At 74.9% G+C, this 15,403-nt stretch carries 11 protein-coding genes; 7 read left to right on the forward strand and 4 right to left on the reverse strand.

Annotated features, from left to right (window positions below; translation table 11 throughout):
• Positions 1–1,164 precede the first annotated feature (1,164 nt).
• The 5 genes from O4J56_RS29540 (at position 1,165) to O4J56_RS29560 (ending at position 8,948) form a co-directional block, all read left to right on the forward strand.
• Positions 1,165–2,001: a putative RNA methyltransferase gene (locus O4J56_RS29540; protein WP_408639192.1), complete on the forward strand. Its 837-nt coding sequence runs from the start codon at positions 1,165–1,167 to the stop codon at positions 1,999–2,001.
• Positions 2,002–2,026: 25 nt separating this feature from the next.
• Positions 2,027–3,817 carry a malto-oligosyltrehalose trehalohydrolase gene (gene treZ / locus O4J56_RS29545; protein WP_270690355.1) on the forward strand — a complete coding sequence of 597 codons (1,791 nt, stop codon included), beginning with the start codon at positions 2,027–2,029 and terminating at the stop codon, positions 3,815–3,817.
• A gap of 182 nt (positions 3,818–3,999) precedes the next feature.
• Positions 4,000–5,418, forward strand: a complete 1,419-nt coding sequence (locus tag O4J56_RS29550; protein WP_270690357.1) for an aspartate aminotransferase family protein — start codon at positions 4,000–4,002, stop codon at positions 5,416–5,418.
• A 211-nt stretch (positions 5,419–5,629) separates the two neighbouring features.
• The gene (locus O4J56_RS29555) at positions 5,630–7,783 is read left to right on the forward strand and encodes a chorismate-binding protein (protein WP_270690358.1); all 2,154 of its coding nucleotides are present in this window, start codon (positions 5,630–5,632) and stop codon (positions 7,781–7,783) included.
• 109 nt (positions 7,784–7,892) lie between these two features.
• A complete protein-coding gene (locus O4J56_RS29560; protein ID WP_270690359.1) occupies positions 7,893–8,948 on the forward strand; it encodes a lipoyl protein ligase domain-containing protein in 1,056 nt (351 codons plus the stop codon).
• Positions 8,949–9,229: 281 nt separating this feature from the next.
• On the opposite strand, the gene O4J56_RS29565 is transcribed toward O4J56_RS29560, so the two are convergent.
• From O4J56_RS29565 to O4J56_RS29580, 4 genes are all read right to left on the reverse strand, one after another.
• Complete coding sequence (locus tag O4J56_RS29565) at positions 9,230–9,892, reverse strand: LutC/YkgG family protein (RefSeq protein WP_270690360.1); 663 nt, start codon at positions 9,890–9,892, stop codon at positions 9,230–9,232.
• Positions 9,889–11,343, reverse strand: a complete 1,455-nt coding sequence (locus tag O4J56_RS29570; RefSeq protein ID WP_270690361.1) for a LutB/LldF family L-lactate oxidation iron-sulfur protein — start codon at positions 11,341–11,343, stop codon at positions 9,889–9,891. Before O4J56_RS29570 ends, O4J56_RS29565 begins: the two co-directional genes overlap by 4 nt.
• Positions 11,340–12,080 (reverse strand): (Fe-S)-binding protein, encoded by a 741-nt coding sequence (locus tag O4J56_RS29575; RefSeq protein ID WP_270690362.1) that lies wholly within the window; start codon positions 12,078–12,080, stop codon positions 11,340–11,342. The genes O4J56_RS29570 and O4J56_RS29575 overlap by 4 nt, the downstream gene beginning before the upstream one ends.
• A 220-nt stretch (positions 12,081–12,300) precedes the next feature.
• Positions 12,301–13,179, reverse strand: a complete 879-nt coding sequence (locus O4J56_RS29580; RefSeq protein ID WP_270690363.1) for a fumarylacetoacetate hydrolase family protein — start codon at positions 13,177–13,179, stop codon at positions 12,301–12,303.
• A 293-nt stretch (positions 13,180–13,472) separates the two neighbouring features.
• Here O4J56_RS29580 and O4J56_RS29585 point away from each other — a divergent pair, with 293 nt between their 5' ends.
• Both O4J56_RS29585 and O4J56_RS29590 read left to right on the forward strand, forming a co-directional pair.
• Positions 13,473–14,177 (forward strand): FadR/GntR family transcriptional regulator, encoded by a 705-nt coding sequence (locus O4J56_RS29585; RefSeq protein WP_270690366.1) that lies wholly within the window; start codon positions 13,473–13,475, stop codon positions 14,175–14,177.
• A gap of 78 nt (positions 14,178–14,255) precedes the next feature.
• Entirely contained in the window at positions 14,256–15,167 is a 912-nt protein-coding gene (locus tag O4J56_RS29590) for an ACT domain-containing protein (RefSeq protein WP_270690365.1), read from the forward strand.
• Positions 15,168–15,403: the final 236 nt, after the last annotated feature.

Here is a 15,403-nt window from a genome sequence, read left to right on the forward strand (position 1 = left end):
TTTCCCGAGATCATCGCCGAGGGGGCGGGCAGGGTGCCCGAGGCGCCCGGATCGGAGGTTCCGGCCGGGCCGCTACCGCTCCGGTGTCTGATGCGCCCGTTTTCCGGGCCTCGGGCGATCCTCCCGGACCCTGTTCGACGCTCGGGGTGGACCGGCGTGCGGCGCGGGCGTACGTTCATCGCGATACCAGAACGGGATTCGGTACCGAGAGGGGCCCAAACGGCACGCTGGGGCCGTTTGCCAGAACCAGTGTCACTGCGTGTAATCGATATCGGGCCCACGAGAGCCCCGGCGCCTCGGCGGGGACACCTGGACAGCCGCGCCCCCTTGGCCGCACACCACAAGAACACCCCAATGGTGCATGAATCGGGCATTCTGCTTCCAGAACATGTTCTGACCTCGCCGTGTTCGTCGCCCGGGGGTGCCCAGAGGTGTCGCGGAGCGCGCTTCCCGCCCCCTCCCGCACATAACGGGGAGTGTTCGCCCAGGTCACGAGGTCAAGGGGTTCGCCGCGCGGGACCGGTGGCCGCCCCGGGGCGACGGAGACCGTGACCCCCGCCCCGAACCGTCCGCCCGGAGCACGCGGAACCCGCCGGACGGCAGGCGGGGCCCGGGAACCGCCTCGCTCTCACCGTCGCCGCCCGATACGGCGACCGCGCACACGCCGGACGGCCGACGACGCTGCCGTATGGGCCGCCGACCTTCCTCGTTGCTGCCCGGCCGCCCGACACTCCACCGACCCGCCGCCCGGCCGGGACCCGTGAGCGGGGTACCTGCTGGGCCGCCTGCCTGGTCCTTGAGCGACCAGACGGACGGTTGGTAGGGCCAGGGGGTGCCCACCTCGGGCCGTCGCCGCCGAGCACGGTGACCATCCGCACGCGTGCCGGTCGACGACGCTGCCGTAAGGGCTGCCGACCTTCGTCGTCGCTGCCCGGCCGCCCGACACTCCGCCAACCCGCCGCCCGGCCGGGACCCGTGAGCGGGGTACCTGCTGGGCCGCCTGCTCACCTTGACCGTGAGAGGCCCGCCGCACGGCTAGGGACCGTGAGCGGGGTACCTGCTCAGCCGCCCGGACCGGGGGCCGGGTTCCACGCTCTAAAGTGGACGGCGATCATGGCTACCTCGCGCGACGACCGGCACCACGCCGTCCTGGACCGGCTCCGGATGCCGCTCCCCGTTCTCGACTCCCTCGCCTGCCCCCACTGCGGGGAACCGATCGGTCCGGCCGGGAACGCCCTGCGCTGTACCTCGGGGCACTCCTTCGACGTCGCCAAAGAGGGGTACGCCGGGCTCCTCACCGGCGCCAGGCCCACCGGGACCGCCGACACCGCCGACATGGTCCGCGACCGGCAGGCCTTCCAGGAGGCCGGGCACTACGCCCCCCTCGCCGCGCGCGTCGCCGAAGCCGCCGCCCCCGCGCTGGCCGGCGGCGGGCTGGCCGCCGACGTCGGCGCCGGGACCGGCTACTACCTCTCCCGTGTCCTCGACCGCTCCCCGGACGCCCTCGGCCTCGGGCTCGACCTCTCCAAGTACGCCCTCCGCCGGGCCGCGAAGGCCCACCCCCGCGCCGGGGCCGCCGCCTGCGACGCCTGGCGCGGCCTGCCCCTGCGCGACGGCGCGGTGTCCGTCCTGCTCAACGTCTTCGCCCCGCGCGGCGCCGACGAGTTCCACCGGGTGCTGCGCCCCGGCGGCACCCTCATCGTCGTCACGCCCGGCCCCGACCACCTGGCAGAACTCGTCGCCGCCCTCGGCCTCGTCTCCGTCGACGCCCGCAAGGAGGAGCGCCTGGAGGACACGCTCTCGGCCCGCTTCGAGCGCGCGGGCGGCGAGGACGTCGTCTCCACCATGCGCCTGCCCCGCTCCGATGCCCTGACCGTCGCGGGCATGGGCCCCAGCGCCCGCCACCTCGCCCCTGGCGAGCTGGAGCGCCGCGCCGACGCGCTGCCCGAACCGGTCGGGGTCACCGCCTCCTTCCGGATCGGCGTCTACCGGGCCAGGTAGGGCGGGCGGAGGACGCCGGACCTGCGTGGCCGCGCCCCCCGGCGGGTACGGGCACCCCGTGGACAACGGCGCTGGCGACCGGCTCTCCGTGTGGGCCCCGGAGCACGAACGGGTCCGGCTCCGGGCCGACGGGGACGACCGGGACATGGAACCGCGGCCGGGAGGCTGGTGGGTGCTCGGCGGCCCACCCCTCGCCCCCGGCACCGACTACGCCCTCCTCCTGGGCGACGACCCCCGGCCGCTGCCCGACCCCCGGTCGGCGTGGCAGCCCCACGGGGTCACTGGCCCCTCCCGCATCTACGACCACTCCGCCTTCTCCTGGACCGACGGCGGCTGGCGCGGCCGCGCCCTGCCCGGGTCGGTCCTGTACGAGCTGCACATCGGCACCTTCACCGCCGAGGGCACCTTCGACGCCGCCGCCGCCCGGCTCGACCACCTGGCCGACCTCGGTGTGGACCTGGTCGAGGTGATGCCGGTCAACGCCTTCGACGGCGACCGCGGCTGGGGCTACGACGGTGTCCTGTGGTACGCCGTCCACGAGCCCTACGGCGGCCCCGACGGGTTCAAGCGCTTCGTCGACGCCTGCCACGCCCGGGGCCTGGGCGTCGTCCTGGACGTCGTCCACAATCATCTGGGCCCCTCCGGCGCGACGCTGCCCCGCTTCGGCCCCTACTTCTCCAGCGGCTCCACCGCCTGGGGCCCATCCCTCAACCTCGACGGCCCCGGCTCCGACGAGGTGCGCCGCCACGTCCTCGACAACGCCCTGGGCTGGCTGCGCCACTACCACCTGGACGGCCTGCGCCTGGACGCGGTGCACGCGCTGCACGACACCCGCGCCGTCCCCCTCCTCGCCGAGCTCTCGGCCGAGGTGGAGGCGCTCGCCGCCGGGCTGGGCCGCCCGCTGTCGCTGATCGCCGAATCCGACCGCAACGACCCGCGCACGGTGCGCCCGCGCTCCGCCGGGGGGCTGGGCATGGACGCCCAGTGGTCCGACGACCTGCACCACGCCCTGCACACCGCGCTCACCGGGGAGACCCACGGCTACTACGCCGACTTCGCCGGCCCCTCCGCGCTGCCGCGCACGCTGCGCCGGACCTTCCTGCACGACGGCGGGTACTCGTCGTTCCGGGGCCGCTCCCACGGCGCCCCCGTCGACCCCTCGGCCGACTCCGGCGCCCGCTTCCTGGCCTACCTGCAGACCCACGACCAGGTCGGCAACCGCGCCCTGGGTGACCGCCTGTCCGCGTCGGTCCCGCCCGACCTGCTGGTCTGCGGGGCGGCGCTGGTCCTGTGCTCGCCCTACACGCCGATGCTGTTCATGGGGGAGGAGTGGGCGGCCTCCACGCCCTGGCGGTTCTTCGCCTCCTTCCCCGACCCCGAGCTGGCCGAGGCGGTGCGGCGGGGGCGGCGCCGCGAGTTCGCCGCGCACGGGTGGTCCGACGCCGTTCCCGACCCCATGGACCCGGCCGCGCGCGAGGCCTCGGTCCTGGACTGGGACGAGCGCGCCGCCGACCCCCACCGCGCGGTGCTCGACGCCTACCGGGAGCTCATCGCGCTGCGCCGCGCCCGCCCCGAGCTGGCCGACCCCCGCCTGGACCGGTTCACCGTGCGCGCCTCCGACGACGGGCGCGTGCTGGTGCTGCACCGCGGCCGGCTTCGGGTGGCGTGCAACCTGCGGCCGCATCCGGCCGACGCGGTGCTGGACGCCCCCGTGGAGCGGGTGCTGCTGGCCTCGTCGGACGCGCGGGTGCGGGGCGGCCGGGTCGGCCTGGACGGGCACGCGTTCGCGGTGGCCGAGGTCGCGGCCCCCGGGTGAGGGCCGGCCGGCCCGGCCCTGGCCACCCCTCGGGTCTCGAATGCGAAAACCGTTAAGAACTCGCTGTTCACCTTCGTTATCAGTTGCAGATCTCAAGATTCGCCCCTGAAACAGTTGACGAATCAGGGTGTGAGTGCTGATCATGGGGCACCGCACCCGAATCGGACAATGGGCAAGGGGCCATGAGCACGAACACCGCGCAGGAAGCGACCCCAGGCGACGCCCGGAGACTCTCGGACGCCGCCCGGGACCACCTGTGGATGCACTTCACCCGCCACTCGACCTTCGAGGACGGCTCCCGCGTCCCCGTCATCACCCGCGGCGACGGGGTCCACATCTGGGACGCCGAGGGCCGCCGCTACATCGACGGCCTGGCCGGCCTCTTCGTCGTCCAGGCCGGGCACGGGCGCCGCGAGATCGCCGAGGCGGCCTCGCGCCAGGCCGCCGACCTCGCCTACTTCCCGCTGTGGAGCTACGCCCACCCGGCCGCCATCGAGCTGGCCGAGCGCCTCACCGCGCAGACCCCCGGCGACCTGAACCGGGTCTTCTTCACCACCAGCGGCAGCGAGGCCGTGGAGACCGCCTGGAAGCTCGCCAAGCAGTACTTCTCGCTCACCGGCCGCCCCGAGAAGCGCAAGGTCATCAGCCGCTCGGTGGCCTACCACGGCACCACCCACGGCGCCCTGTCCATCACCGGTGTCCCCGACCTGAAGAAGGTCTTCGAGCCGCTGGTCCCCGGCGCCCACAAGGTGGCCAACACCAACCTGTACCGGGCCGACGAGATCACCGGTGAGACCGGCATGTCCAAGGACCCCGAGGCGTTCGGCCGCTGGGCCGCCCACCAGGTCGAGCAGGCCATCCTCAACGAGGGGCCCGAGACCGTCGCCGCCGTCTTCCTGGAGCCGGTGCAGAACTCCGGCGGCTGCTTCCCGCCCCCGCCCGGCTACTTCCAGGCCGTCCGCGAGATCTGCGACAGGCACGACGTGCTGCTGGTGTCCGACGAGGTCATCTGCGCCTTCGGGCGGGTGGGCCACATGTTCGCCTGCGAGCGCTACGGCTACACCCCCGACATCATCACCTGCGCCAAGGGCATGACCTCCGGCTACGCCCCCATCGGCGCGGCCATCGCCTCCGACCGGGTCTTCGAGCCGTTCCGCGAGGGCTCGGCCGCCTTCACGCACGGCTACACCTTCGGCGGGCACCCGGTGTCCTCGGCGGTGGCCCTGGCCAACCTCGACGTGTTCGAGCGCGAGGGGCTGACCGGGCACGTGCGCGCGAACGAGGCGGCGTTCCGCTCCACGCTGGAGAGGCTCAAGGACCTGCCGATCGTCGGCGACGTGCGCGGCGACGGCTACTTCTACGGCATCGAGCTCGTCAAGGACCGGGAGACCCGGCAGACCTTCGACGCCGACGAGTCCGAGCGCATCCTGCGCGGCTTCCTGTCGGGCGCGCTGTTCGACGCGGGCCTGTACTGCCGCGCCGACGACCGGGGCGACCCGGTCATCCAGCTGGCCCCGGCCCTGGTCGCCGACCAGGCCGTGTTCGACGAGATGGAGCAGATCCTGCGCTCGGTCCTGACCGAGGCGGTGTCCCTGCTGTAAGGGGTGGGCCGGTGGACGCGGAACCGCCGCGCTCCGGGACGAGGCGTGGGCCCCGGGCACCGCACGGTGCCCGGGGCCCACGCCGTGCCGCCACCGCCGCTTCCGTGCCGACTCCCCGTCGCCCGTTCCGGGTCGATATCGTGGAAACACCTCTTCAACCGCCCGATAGCGACCCGGCCGTGCCCTGCGCGGCCCCACCGAAAGGCCCGGCATGCGCGACCACCCGTCCGGGAGCGGGGCGCCTCCCGACGCGGCGCCGCGCGTGCTGCTCGTGGACAACCACGACTCCTACACCTTCAACCTCCACCAGCTCATCTGGCAGGTCGCCGGGGCCGAACCGCACACCGTGCCCAACGACGCCTTCGACCCGGCCGACCTCCTCGCCGGGGGCCACACTCACCTGGTCGTCTCGCCCGGCCCCGGCAGCCCGCACGTGCCCGGCGACGTCGGGCGCCTGCCCGAGCTGCTGGAGGCCTTCCCCGGCCCCGTCCTCGGCGTGTGCCTGGGCCACCAGCTCCTCGCCGCGCTCGCGGGCGGCAAGGCCGAGCACGCGCCCCGTGTCATGCACGGCCGCGTCGACGAGGTCGCCCACGACGGGCGCGGGGTCTTCGCCGGGCTGCCCCAGGGCTTCCGGTGCGTGCGCTACCACTCCCTGGCCGTCCCCGAGCCCCTGCCGCCCGAACTCGAAGCGGCCGCGCGCGCCTCCGACGGCGTCCTGATGGGGCTGCGGCACCGGACCCGGCCCGTGCACGGGGTCCAGTTCCACCCCGAGTCGGTCGAGACCCAGTACGGCCGCGAACTCATCGCCAACTTCCTCGCCCTGCCCCCGGCCCCGACGGAGCACACCGCGGCCGCGGCGCCGGCGCGCACACCGGAGGAGCGGCCCCGGCCGCAGGCGGCGCCCCGCGCGTCGGAGGCCCCCGCCCCCGCACCCGTCCACGACGTCCACGTGCGCGCCGTCGACCTGCACGTCTCGCCCGAGGACGTCTTCACCGCCCTGCACACCGCCGACGACCACGCCTTCTGGCTCGACAGCGCCCGCACCGCCTACGGCATGGGCCGCTACAGCTTCCTCGGCTCCGTCGACACCCGCCGCGACCCGCTGCTCCGCTACAGCGCGGGTCCCGGCGGACCCCGGCTGGAGGAGGTGCGCGGCGGGACCGCCCGCCCGCTCGGCGGCGGGCTCTTCGACGAACTGGCCCGCCGCACCGCCGCCGACCGGGTCGACCCCGCCGCCTTCCCGCTGCCCTTCCTCGGCGGCCTCGTCGGCTACCTCGGCTACGGCGCCGCCGACGGCACCTCCTCGGCCGGGCCCGTCCGCCCCGACCCGCGCGGCCCCGACGCCGAGTTCCTCACCGTCCGCCGCTTCCTGGCCGCCGACCACCTCACCGGCGCCGCCTGGCTCGTGCACACCGGCGGAACCGCCGCCGAGGCCGCCGCCTGGTTCGACGCCTACGAGGCGCGGCTGCGCGCCGTGCGGCCCGCCCCGCCCCCGCCGCCGCCCTCCCCGCAAGGGGCGGCCACCGCCTCGGTCGCCCGCCGCGGCTACCTGGAGGACCTGGACACCGTCCGCTCCTGGCTCTTCGACGGCGAGAGCTACGAGGCCTGCTACACCTACGCCATGGAGGCCGCCGCCCCCGGCGGCCCCTCCGGCCTCCTGGACGCCTACCGGCGCCTGCGCCGCGACAACCCCGCCCCCTACGCCGCCTACCTGCGCAGCGGGGCCCGCACCGTGCTCAGCGCCTCCCCGGAGCGGTTCCTGGCGGTCGACGCGCACGGGTGGGCCGAGAGCAAGCCCATCAAGGGCACCGCCGCCCGGTGCGCCGACCCCGACGACGATGCGGCGGCCGCGCGCGAGCTGGCCGCCGACACCAAGACCCGCGGCGAGAACCTGATGATCGCCGACCTCATCCGCAACGACCTGGGCCGGGTCTGCCGCCCCGGCAGCGTCCAGGTGCCGCGCCTGATGGGCGTGGAGTCCTACGCGACCGTCCACCAGCTGGTCACCTCCGTCAAGGGCCGCCTGCGCGCCGACCGCGGGGCCGTGGACTGCCTGCGCGCCCTGTTCCCCGGAGGGTCCATGACCGGCGCCCCCAAGGAGCGCACCGTCGCCCTCCTCGACGCCCTGGAGCGGGGGCCGCGCGGTCCCTACGCGGGCTGCCTGGGCTACCTCGGCTTCAACGGGACCGCCGACCTGAGCATCGTCATCCGCACCCTGGTGTGCGACGGGGACCGGGCGCGCCTGGGCACCGGTGGAGCGATCACCGCGATGTCCGACCCGGCCGACGAGTTCCGCGAGACCCTCCTGAAGGCGGCGGCCGTGCTCCGCAGCATCGGCGCCGAACCCCCGGAGGATTCCCGCTGAGGGAGCGAGAGACCTCACGTCGCGGCGCCCCTGCCCGAACGGTCGGCGCCGCATAGTCTTTGCCCTGTCGCAACGGGGCGGCCGCGCGCCGCGGCACGGGGGAGTGGCAGTGCACGGAGAGTACAAGGTTCCGGGCGGGAAGCTCGTCGTCGTCGACTTCGAGGTGGAGGACGGGCGGCTGAGGCATGTCCGGGTCGCCGGAGACTTCTTCCTCGAACCCGACGAGGCCCTGGAGGAGATCGACCGCGCCCTGGAAGGGGCGCCGGCCGACACCGACGCCAAGGCGCTCGCCGGGCGCATCGAGAGCGCCCTGCCCGAGGGCACGGTCATGTTCGGCTTCTCGGCCGAGGCCGTGGGCGTCGCCGTGCGCCGCGCGCTGGCCCGCGCCACCACGTGGAGCGACTACGACTGGCAGCTCATCAAGGACGGGCCGCACGCCCCCGAGCTGCACATGGCCCTGGACGAGGTCCTCACCCGGGAGGTCGCGGCCGGGCGCCGCAAGCCGACCCTGAGGTTCTGGGAGTGGGACCGCCCGTCGGTGGTCATCGGCAGCTTCCAGTCCCTGCGCAACGAGGTCGACCCGGACGGGGCCCGCCGCCACGACGTGACGGTCGTGCGCCGGATCAGCGGCGGCGGCGCGATGTTCCAGGAGCCCGGCAACAGCATCACCTACTCGCTGTACGTGCCCGAGGCGCTGGTGCACGGCATGCCGTTCGTCGACAGCTACGCCTACCTGGACGACTGGGTGCTGGGGGCGCTGGGCGGCCTGGGCGTGGACGCCTGGTACCAGCCGCTCAACGACATCGCCTCCAAGGGCGGCAAGATCGCCGGTGCGGCCCAGAAGCGGGTGTCGGCGCACGGGTCGGCCGTCCTGCACCACGTGATGATGGCCTACGACATCGACGCCGAGAAGATGACCGAGGTGCTGCGGATCGGCAGGGAGAAGCTGTCGGACAAGGGCACCAAGAGCGCCCAGAAGCGGGTGGACCCGCTCCGGCGGCAGACGGGCCTGTCGCGCGAGCAGGTGATGGACGCGATGGTGGCGACCTTCCGCGAGCGCAACGGCCTCACCGAGGACACCCTGACCGACGAGGAACTGGAGACCGCCCACGAGCTGGCCGTCACCAAGTTCGGGTCGAGGGACTGGACCGCCCGCGTGCCGTGACCGTGCCGTGACGGCGTCCATGCGTGGCGGGCTCGCGGGGGTCGGAATCGTGGGGCCGAGCGAGCCCGTCGGTGCCGCGCGGCTCTCGGCGGCCGTGACCGACGGGGAGGAGCCGTGAGAGCGCCGAGGACGGACCAGGTGCGGCCGGGAACGCAGCGGCCACGTCGCCGCGGCCCGGCAGGCAGGGCACCGCCCCGGCAGACGATGCCCCCCCGCCCGCGCTGCGGACCGCGAGCGCGGGGCTCCTCCTCTCCCCGCGCGCGGGGAGAGGAAGAGCCCGCCTACTCAACGATCAGGACCTCCAGCGTGCGGGGCCCGTGCACGCCCTCGACCCGCTCCAGCTCGATGTCGCTGGTCGCCGACGGGCCGCTGATCCACGTCTGCGGCAGCGCCGGCTCCAGCCTCTCCAGCGCCTCCGGCACCGAGTCCACCACCTGGCGGGCCCGCACCACGCACAGGTGGTAGTCGGGCACCAGCGTCAGCGCCCGGCGCCCCTGGTGCTCACCGGTGTCCAGGATGATGGTGCCGGTCTCGGCCACCGCCACCGCACACCCGGTCACCGTGCCGTCCACCGCGTCCAGCTCGGGCACGGACAGCACGCGCCCCTCCCACGGGGAGTCCCGCAGCACCTCCGCGCCGGTCTGGGCGAACCACTCCCCGGGGGCGTCCCCCGGCACCGCCAGGCGGTCGGCGCCGCGCCGCGCCAGCGCCTCGGCCACCGCCCCGGGCAGCCCGTCCTCCGCCACCCGGTGCACCTGCGCCTTGTAGTCCTCCAACCGGTCCACCAGCAGGTCCAGCGCAGGGCCCTGGCGGTGGGTGCGGTCGTACCGGCGCGGCACCGGGACGTCCCCGGGGTCCTCGCCCCGGGGGACGTCGGCCAGCGCGGCGCGCACCTTGGCCAATACGCGCTCGCGCGAGCCCATCGATCCCTGTCGGCCGCTCATCCCCGCTCCTCTCCGCCCCGTCCGTTCCGTCCGCTCCGGGACCGCTCCCGCCACCAGTCGCGGAAGGGCCGCTCGGGGATGTCGGGCACGTCCCGGGTGTCGGTCCAGGCGGCACCGGGCCCGGGCAGCCGCCGGGGCACCGCCCCGCGCAGCGCCGAGGCCGTGCGCTGTGCGGCGTTCAGACGCTTGGGCCCCTCCAGCACCCACTCGGCCGCCGCCATGGCCGCCTTCTCCGGCCCCGGCCGCTTGCCGTCGACCACCTTCTCGCGCAGGTGCACCAGCACCTCGGGGATGTCGATCGCCACCGGGCACACGTCGTAGCACGCCCCGCACAGCGACGAGGCGAACGGCAGCGCCTTCTCCACCGGCCCCTGCACGCCCTGCAGCTGCGGGGTCAGGATCGCGCCGATCGGACCGGGGTAGACCGACCCGTAGGCGTGGCCGCCGGTGCGCTCGTACACCGGGCAGATGTTCAGGCACGCCGAGCAGCGGATGCACCGCAGCGCCTGGCGCCCCACCTCGTCGGCGAGGGTGTCGGTGCGCCCGTTGTCCAGCAGCACCAGGTGGAACTCCTGCGGCCCGTCGCCGGGGGTGACCCCGGTCCACACCGTGCTGTAGGGGTTCATCCGCTCGCCGGTGGAGGAGCGCGGCAGCAGCTGCATGAACACCTCCAGGTCCGACCAGCTGGGCACCAGCTTCTCGATGCCCACCACCGAGATCAGCGTCTCGGGGAGCGTCAGGCACATCCGCCCGTTGCCCTCGGACTCCAGCACCACCAGGCTGCCGGTGTCGGCCACGGCGAAGTTCGCCCCGGACACCGCCACCTTGGCCTCCAGGAACTTCTGCCGCAGGTGCCGCCGGGCGGCCTCGGCCAGCTCGCGCGGGTCGTCGCCGAGCCCCTCGGGGGCGGGCACCCCCCACTCGCCCATCCGCTCGCGGAAGATGCGCCCGATCTCGGCGCGGTTGCGGTGGATGGCCGGCACCAGGAAGTGCGAGGGCAGGTCCTCGCCGAGCTGCACGATCAGCTCGGCCAGGTCGGTCTCATAGGCGGTGATGCCCTCGGCCTCCAAGGCGTTGTTGAGCTCGATCTCCTGGGTGGCCATCGACTTGACCTTGACCACCTCGCGCTCGCCGGTGGCGCGCACCAGCCGGGTCACGATCGCGCGCGCCTCCTCGGCGTCGGAGGCCCAGTGCACGGTGCCGCCCGCGGCGGTCACCGACTCCTCCAACCGCTCCAGGTACCGGTCCAGGTGGCGCAGGGTGCGGTCCTTGACCGCGCGGCCGGCCTCGCGCAGCTCGGACCAGTCGTCCAGCTCCTCCACCACCTCGCCGCGCTTGCCGCGGATGGTGCCGGTGGCCTTGCGCAGGTTGTGCCGCAGCTGGGCGTCCGCGGTGGCGCCGCGGGCCGCGTCGGGGAAGGCGGGCATCCCTACGAATGTCGCGCTGCTCATGCGAGGGCGGGCTCCCGTTCGGTCGAGGCGAGGATCTCAGCCAGGTGGACGACGCGCATGCCCGCGCGCTCACGGCTGAGCGTCCCGCCGATGTGCATCAGGCAGGAGTTGTCGACGGCGCACAGCACCTCGGCCCCGGTGGAGGCGGCGTTGCGGGCCTTGTCCGAGCCCATGGCCGCCGACACGTCCGGGTTCTTCACCGCGAACGTGCCGCCGAAGCCGCAGCACTCGGCGGCGCCGGGCAGGTCGACCAGCTTCAGCCCGCGCACGTTGCGCAGCAGCCGGTAGGGGCGGTCGCCCAGGCGCAGCATCCGCAGCCCGTGGCAGGTGGGGTGGTAGGCGACGGTGTGCGGGAAGTAGGCGCCCACGTCGGTGACGCCGAGCACGTCCACCAGCAGCTCGGACAGGTCGTACACGCGCGGCGTGAGGTCGGCGGCGGCGCGCTGCAGGCGGCTGCCGTCCTCGCCCAGGCGCGGGTAGTTGTCGCGGATCATCGCCGCGCACGAGCCCGACGGGGCGACGACGGCGTCCGCGTCCGCGAACGTGCGCACGAAGCGCACCGCCAGGCGCTGGGCGTCGCGCCGGTACCCGGAGTTGTAGTGCATCTGGCCGCAGCAGGTCTGCTCCTCGGGGAACACGACCTCGTGGCCCAGCCGCTCCAGCAGCCGCACCACCGCACGCCCGGTGCCCGGGTACAGCGTGTCGTTGACACAGGTGACGAATAGGGCGATCCGCATGCGCTCCCTCATCTCCAGGGCCGCTCCGGTGGGACGGCCCGCGGGGTCGGTTCGGTGCCGACACTCGGGCGTGGGCCTGTGCGGACCCCCTCACGTGGGCCCGCCCGGCCCCGTGCCGGGGCCGGGCGGGCGGAGGCGTCCGCGGGGCTCACCCTAGATGCGGGCCCGGGCGCCGGCCCGGCGGCGGGAGGGCGTGTCGGCCCGTCCTGCCCGCCCCCGCTCAGGCGGCGGCCAGCACCTGGCGCTGGCCGCCCAGCAGGTCCACCTCCAGTTCCATCACGTCGCCGGGGCGCAGGTAGGGCGTGTCCGGCCGGGTCATGGCCACCCCGGCGGGGGTGCCGGTGATGACGACGTCGCCCGGGCGCAGCGCCATGAAGCGGCTCAGGTGCCGCACCAGGTAGGGCACGCCGAAGAGCATCCCGGCGGTCGTGCCGTCCTGGACCAGCTCCCCGTTCACCCGGGTGCGCAGCCCGAGTGCGGCGGTGCCGCCGTCGCCGAGCTCGTCGGGGGTGGCCAGCCACGGGCCCAGCGGGGTGAAGGTCTCGAAGGACTTGCCCTTGCCCCACTGGCCGCCGTGGCCGAACTGGTGCTCGCGCTCGGTGACGTCGTTGGCGACCGCGTACCCGGCCACCGCGGCCTCGGCCTCGGCGTCGGTCTCCAGGTAGCGGGCGGTGCGCCCGATCACCACGGCCAGCTCCACCTCGTGGTCGGTGGCCGTGCAGCCGCGGGGGATGCGCACCGGGTCGTAGGGGCCCACCACGGTGTCGGTGGGCTTGATGAAAACGATGGGCCGCTCGGGGGGCTCGGCCCCGGTGGCGGCCGCGTAGTCGGCGTAGTTGGTGCCGATGCCGATGAGCTTGCCGCGCGGGGCGACGGGTGGGCCCACACGGGGGCCGTCCGGCGTCCCGGCGCCGGCGGCGCCGGGCAGCACCGGCAGCTCCCCGGCCTCCAGCGCGGTGCGCGCGCGTTCCAGGCCGCCGCCGGACAGGAAGTCGGCGTCGATGTCGGGGGTGATCGCGGACAGGTCGAGGGGGACGCCCTCGGGGGACAGGACGGCGGGCCGTTCGGCCCCGGGCGGTCCGATTCTCAGCAGCTTCACGGTGCAGGCCTTTCCGTCGGCGGCGCCCGCGTCCGGGGGGTGCGGGCGCGTCGATTGGTCTGATCAGTTCGGTGCTGTCCGTCCGCCGATGTCCCGGGATCGGGCCGGTAGATGACGGTGTGGTCGGCGTCATGTGGGCGAAGTGGTCGGATCACTTCTACGTGCACGGGTGCGAAGGTGTCAAGATGGGCCATGAGAGACGCACCGGTGCGGGCCGACCCGGCCCGCCGCCCCTGAGAGGACCCCGCGTGAGCCCGACCGACGGCCCGAGCCCCGCGCCGCCCGCGACGCGCATGCCGGTGACCCGGCGCCCCATCGAGCGGATCAAGGCGATGATCGCCGAGGGGCGGCTGCGCCCCGGCGACCGCCTGCCCACCGAGCGGGACCTGGCGCACGAGTTCGAGGTCTCGCGCAGCTCCATGCGCGAGGCGGTGCGCACGCTGACCACCCTGGGCGTGCTGGAGGTGCGGCACGGCGCGGGGGTGTACGTGTCCTCGCTGCGCCCGGCCGACCTGCTGGAGACCTTCTCGGTGCTGGCCGAGATCTCCCAGGGCGACACCCTCATCGAGGTGCTGCAGGTGCGCCGGATGCTGGAGCCGGCCGCCACCGCGCTGGCCGCCGCCCGCGCCACCGACGCCCAGCTGGAGCGGGTCGGCGCCATCCTGGACCGGATCTCCTCGGGCGGCGGGGGACGCGAGACGGTCGCCGCCGACCTCACCTTCCACCAGGCGATCGTGCAGATCACCGGGAACGCCACGCTGGCGGCGATCAACGACGGGCTGTCCTCGCGCACCTTCAACGCGCGGGTGTGGCGGGGGCACTGCGCCGACGGCCAGGCCGCCCGGCTGCGCCAGGACCACGAGCGCATCTACCAAGCGCTGCTGGCCCGCGACCCCGACGCGGCGCGCGCGGCGGCCACCATGCACGTGATGGAGGTGGAGCGGTGGCTGCGGGCGGACCTGGAGTCCGGATCGCCCGACCGGGCCGAGGCGGGGTGAGCGGCCTCACAGCCAGGGGTAACAGCGGCGTCACCGGGCGTCGACGGGGCGCAACCCGGGCCGGGCACCATCATCGCCATGGACGCAGTCGAGTCGCCTGAACCCAACCGCACACCGTACGGACCGCAGCCCGGGGCGCCGCACGGGCTCTTCGGATTCATGGGCAGAGAGGCCCTGGAGCTGGGGGCGCTGCTGCTCGCCGGGGGAGCGGCGCATCTGCTGGTGCTCTCGCTGGGCCACAGCGAGGGCGGGGGAGCCCTGCTCATAGGGCTGGGAGCCGCCCTCGTGGCGGGGGCCTCGATGCACCGGTGGCTCCGCCACCGCCGACAGGCCCGTGCACGCGCCGCCCGAGTCGGCGGCACCCGAGTCGGCGGCACCCGAGTCGGCGGCGCGCGCCGTGGGCGCGCCGCTCCGTCGGGAACGACCGCGCGCCCTCAGGGCGAGCGGCTGTGGCGGCTCCGCGTGGCCGTGGACGACCTGCCGGGCGGCCTGGCCGCGCTCACCGGCCGGATGGCCGAGCTGGGCGCGGACATCAGGCTGGTGCAGGTCCACCCGGGGGCGGGAGAGGCCTTGGACGACTTCTTCCTCACCGCGCCCGGGCCGGTCGGGCCGGAGCGGCTGCGCGCGGCGGTAGCGCGCGCGGGCGGGCACGCGCCCGTGGTCGAGCCCGCCGACGTGCGCGATCTGCGCGACACCACCGGGCGCGCGCTCTCCCTGGTGGCGGCCGTGGCCGGAGGGGCGTCCCTGGCAGGGGCGCTGGGCGACCTGTGCGGCGCGGACGGTGCCGAGCACGTGGCGGATCCCCCGGAGGGCACAGCCCCCGACGAGCCGTCCGGGACCGTGCTGTGCCTGTCGGTCCCCGGGGGAGGACACATCCTGCTGCGTCGGGAGCGGGTGCCGTTCACCGCGGTGGAGTTCGCCCGGTGCCGCGCGTTCATCGAGGCGGTGGCGGCCATGTCGCGCCCGGTGACCCCGTTAGGGGCGGCGTGATCCCATGTGCCCCGGCCCGGCCCGGCACGGCACGGCCGTGCCTCTGCCTGACGGGGGTGAGGTACGGCTACGGAATGCCCCGCTCTCCGAGCGAAGACGGCGACGCCGGGGGTCGGCGGCCCTTGCGGCAGCGCTGTCGGGCGTGGGGCGTGTGCGTGGTCGGCGTTGACGGCGGCGACGGAGTGAGCGGGGTGGTTCCCCGGCCCCGCCTGCCGGGCGCGAGGCCCCTCGCGGTC

The organism is Nocardiopsis endophytica, from assembly GCF_027706725.1.
In the GTDB taxonomy this organism is placed as follows: Bacteria; Actinomycetota; Actinomycetes; order Streptosporangiales; family Streptosporangiaceae; genus Nocardiopsis_A; species Nocardiopsis_A endophytica.

Coding starts and splice junctions, on each gene's coding strand:
- O4J56_RS29540 (WP_408639192.1), top strand. CDS start 1,165: ATGCCGCTCCCCGTTCTCGACTCCCTCGCCTGCCCCCACTGCGGGGAA.
- O4J56_RS29550 (WP_270690357.1), top strand. CDS start 4,000: ATGAGCACGAACACCGCGCAGGAAGCGACCCCAGGCGACGCCCGGAGA.
- O4J56_RS29555 (WP_270690358.1), top strand. CDS start 5,630: ATGCGCGACCACCCGTCCGGGAGCGGGGCGCCTCCCGACGCGGCGCCG.
- O4J56_RS29565 (WP_270690360.1), bottom strand. CDS start 9,892: ATGAGCGGCCGACAGGGATCGATGGGCTCGCGCGAGCGCGTATTGGCC.
- O4J56_RS29570 (WP_270690361.1), bottom strand. CDS start 11,343: ATGAGCAGCGCGACATTCGTAGGGATGCCCGCCTTCCCCGACGCGGCC.
- O4J56_RS29575 (WP_270690362.1), bottom strand. CDS start 12,080: ATGCGGATCGCCCTATTCGTCACCTGTGTCAACGACACGCTGTACCCG.
- O4J56_RS29585 (WP_270690366.1), top strand. CDS start 13,473: ATGCCGGTGACCCGGCGCCCCATCGAGCGGATCAAGGCGATGATCGCC.
- O4J56_RS29590 (WP_270690365.1), top strand. CDS start 14,256: ATGGACGCAGTCGAGTCGCCTGAACCCAACCGCACACCGTACGGACCG.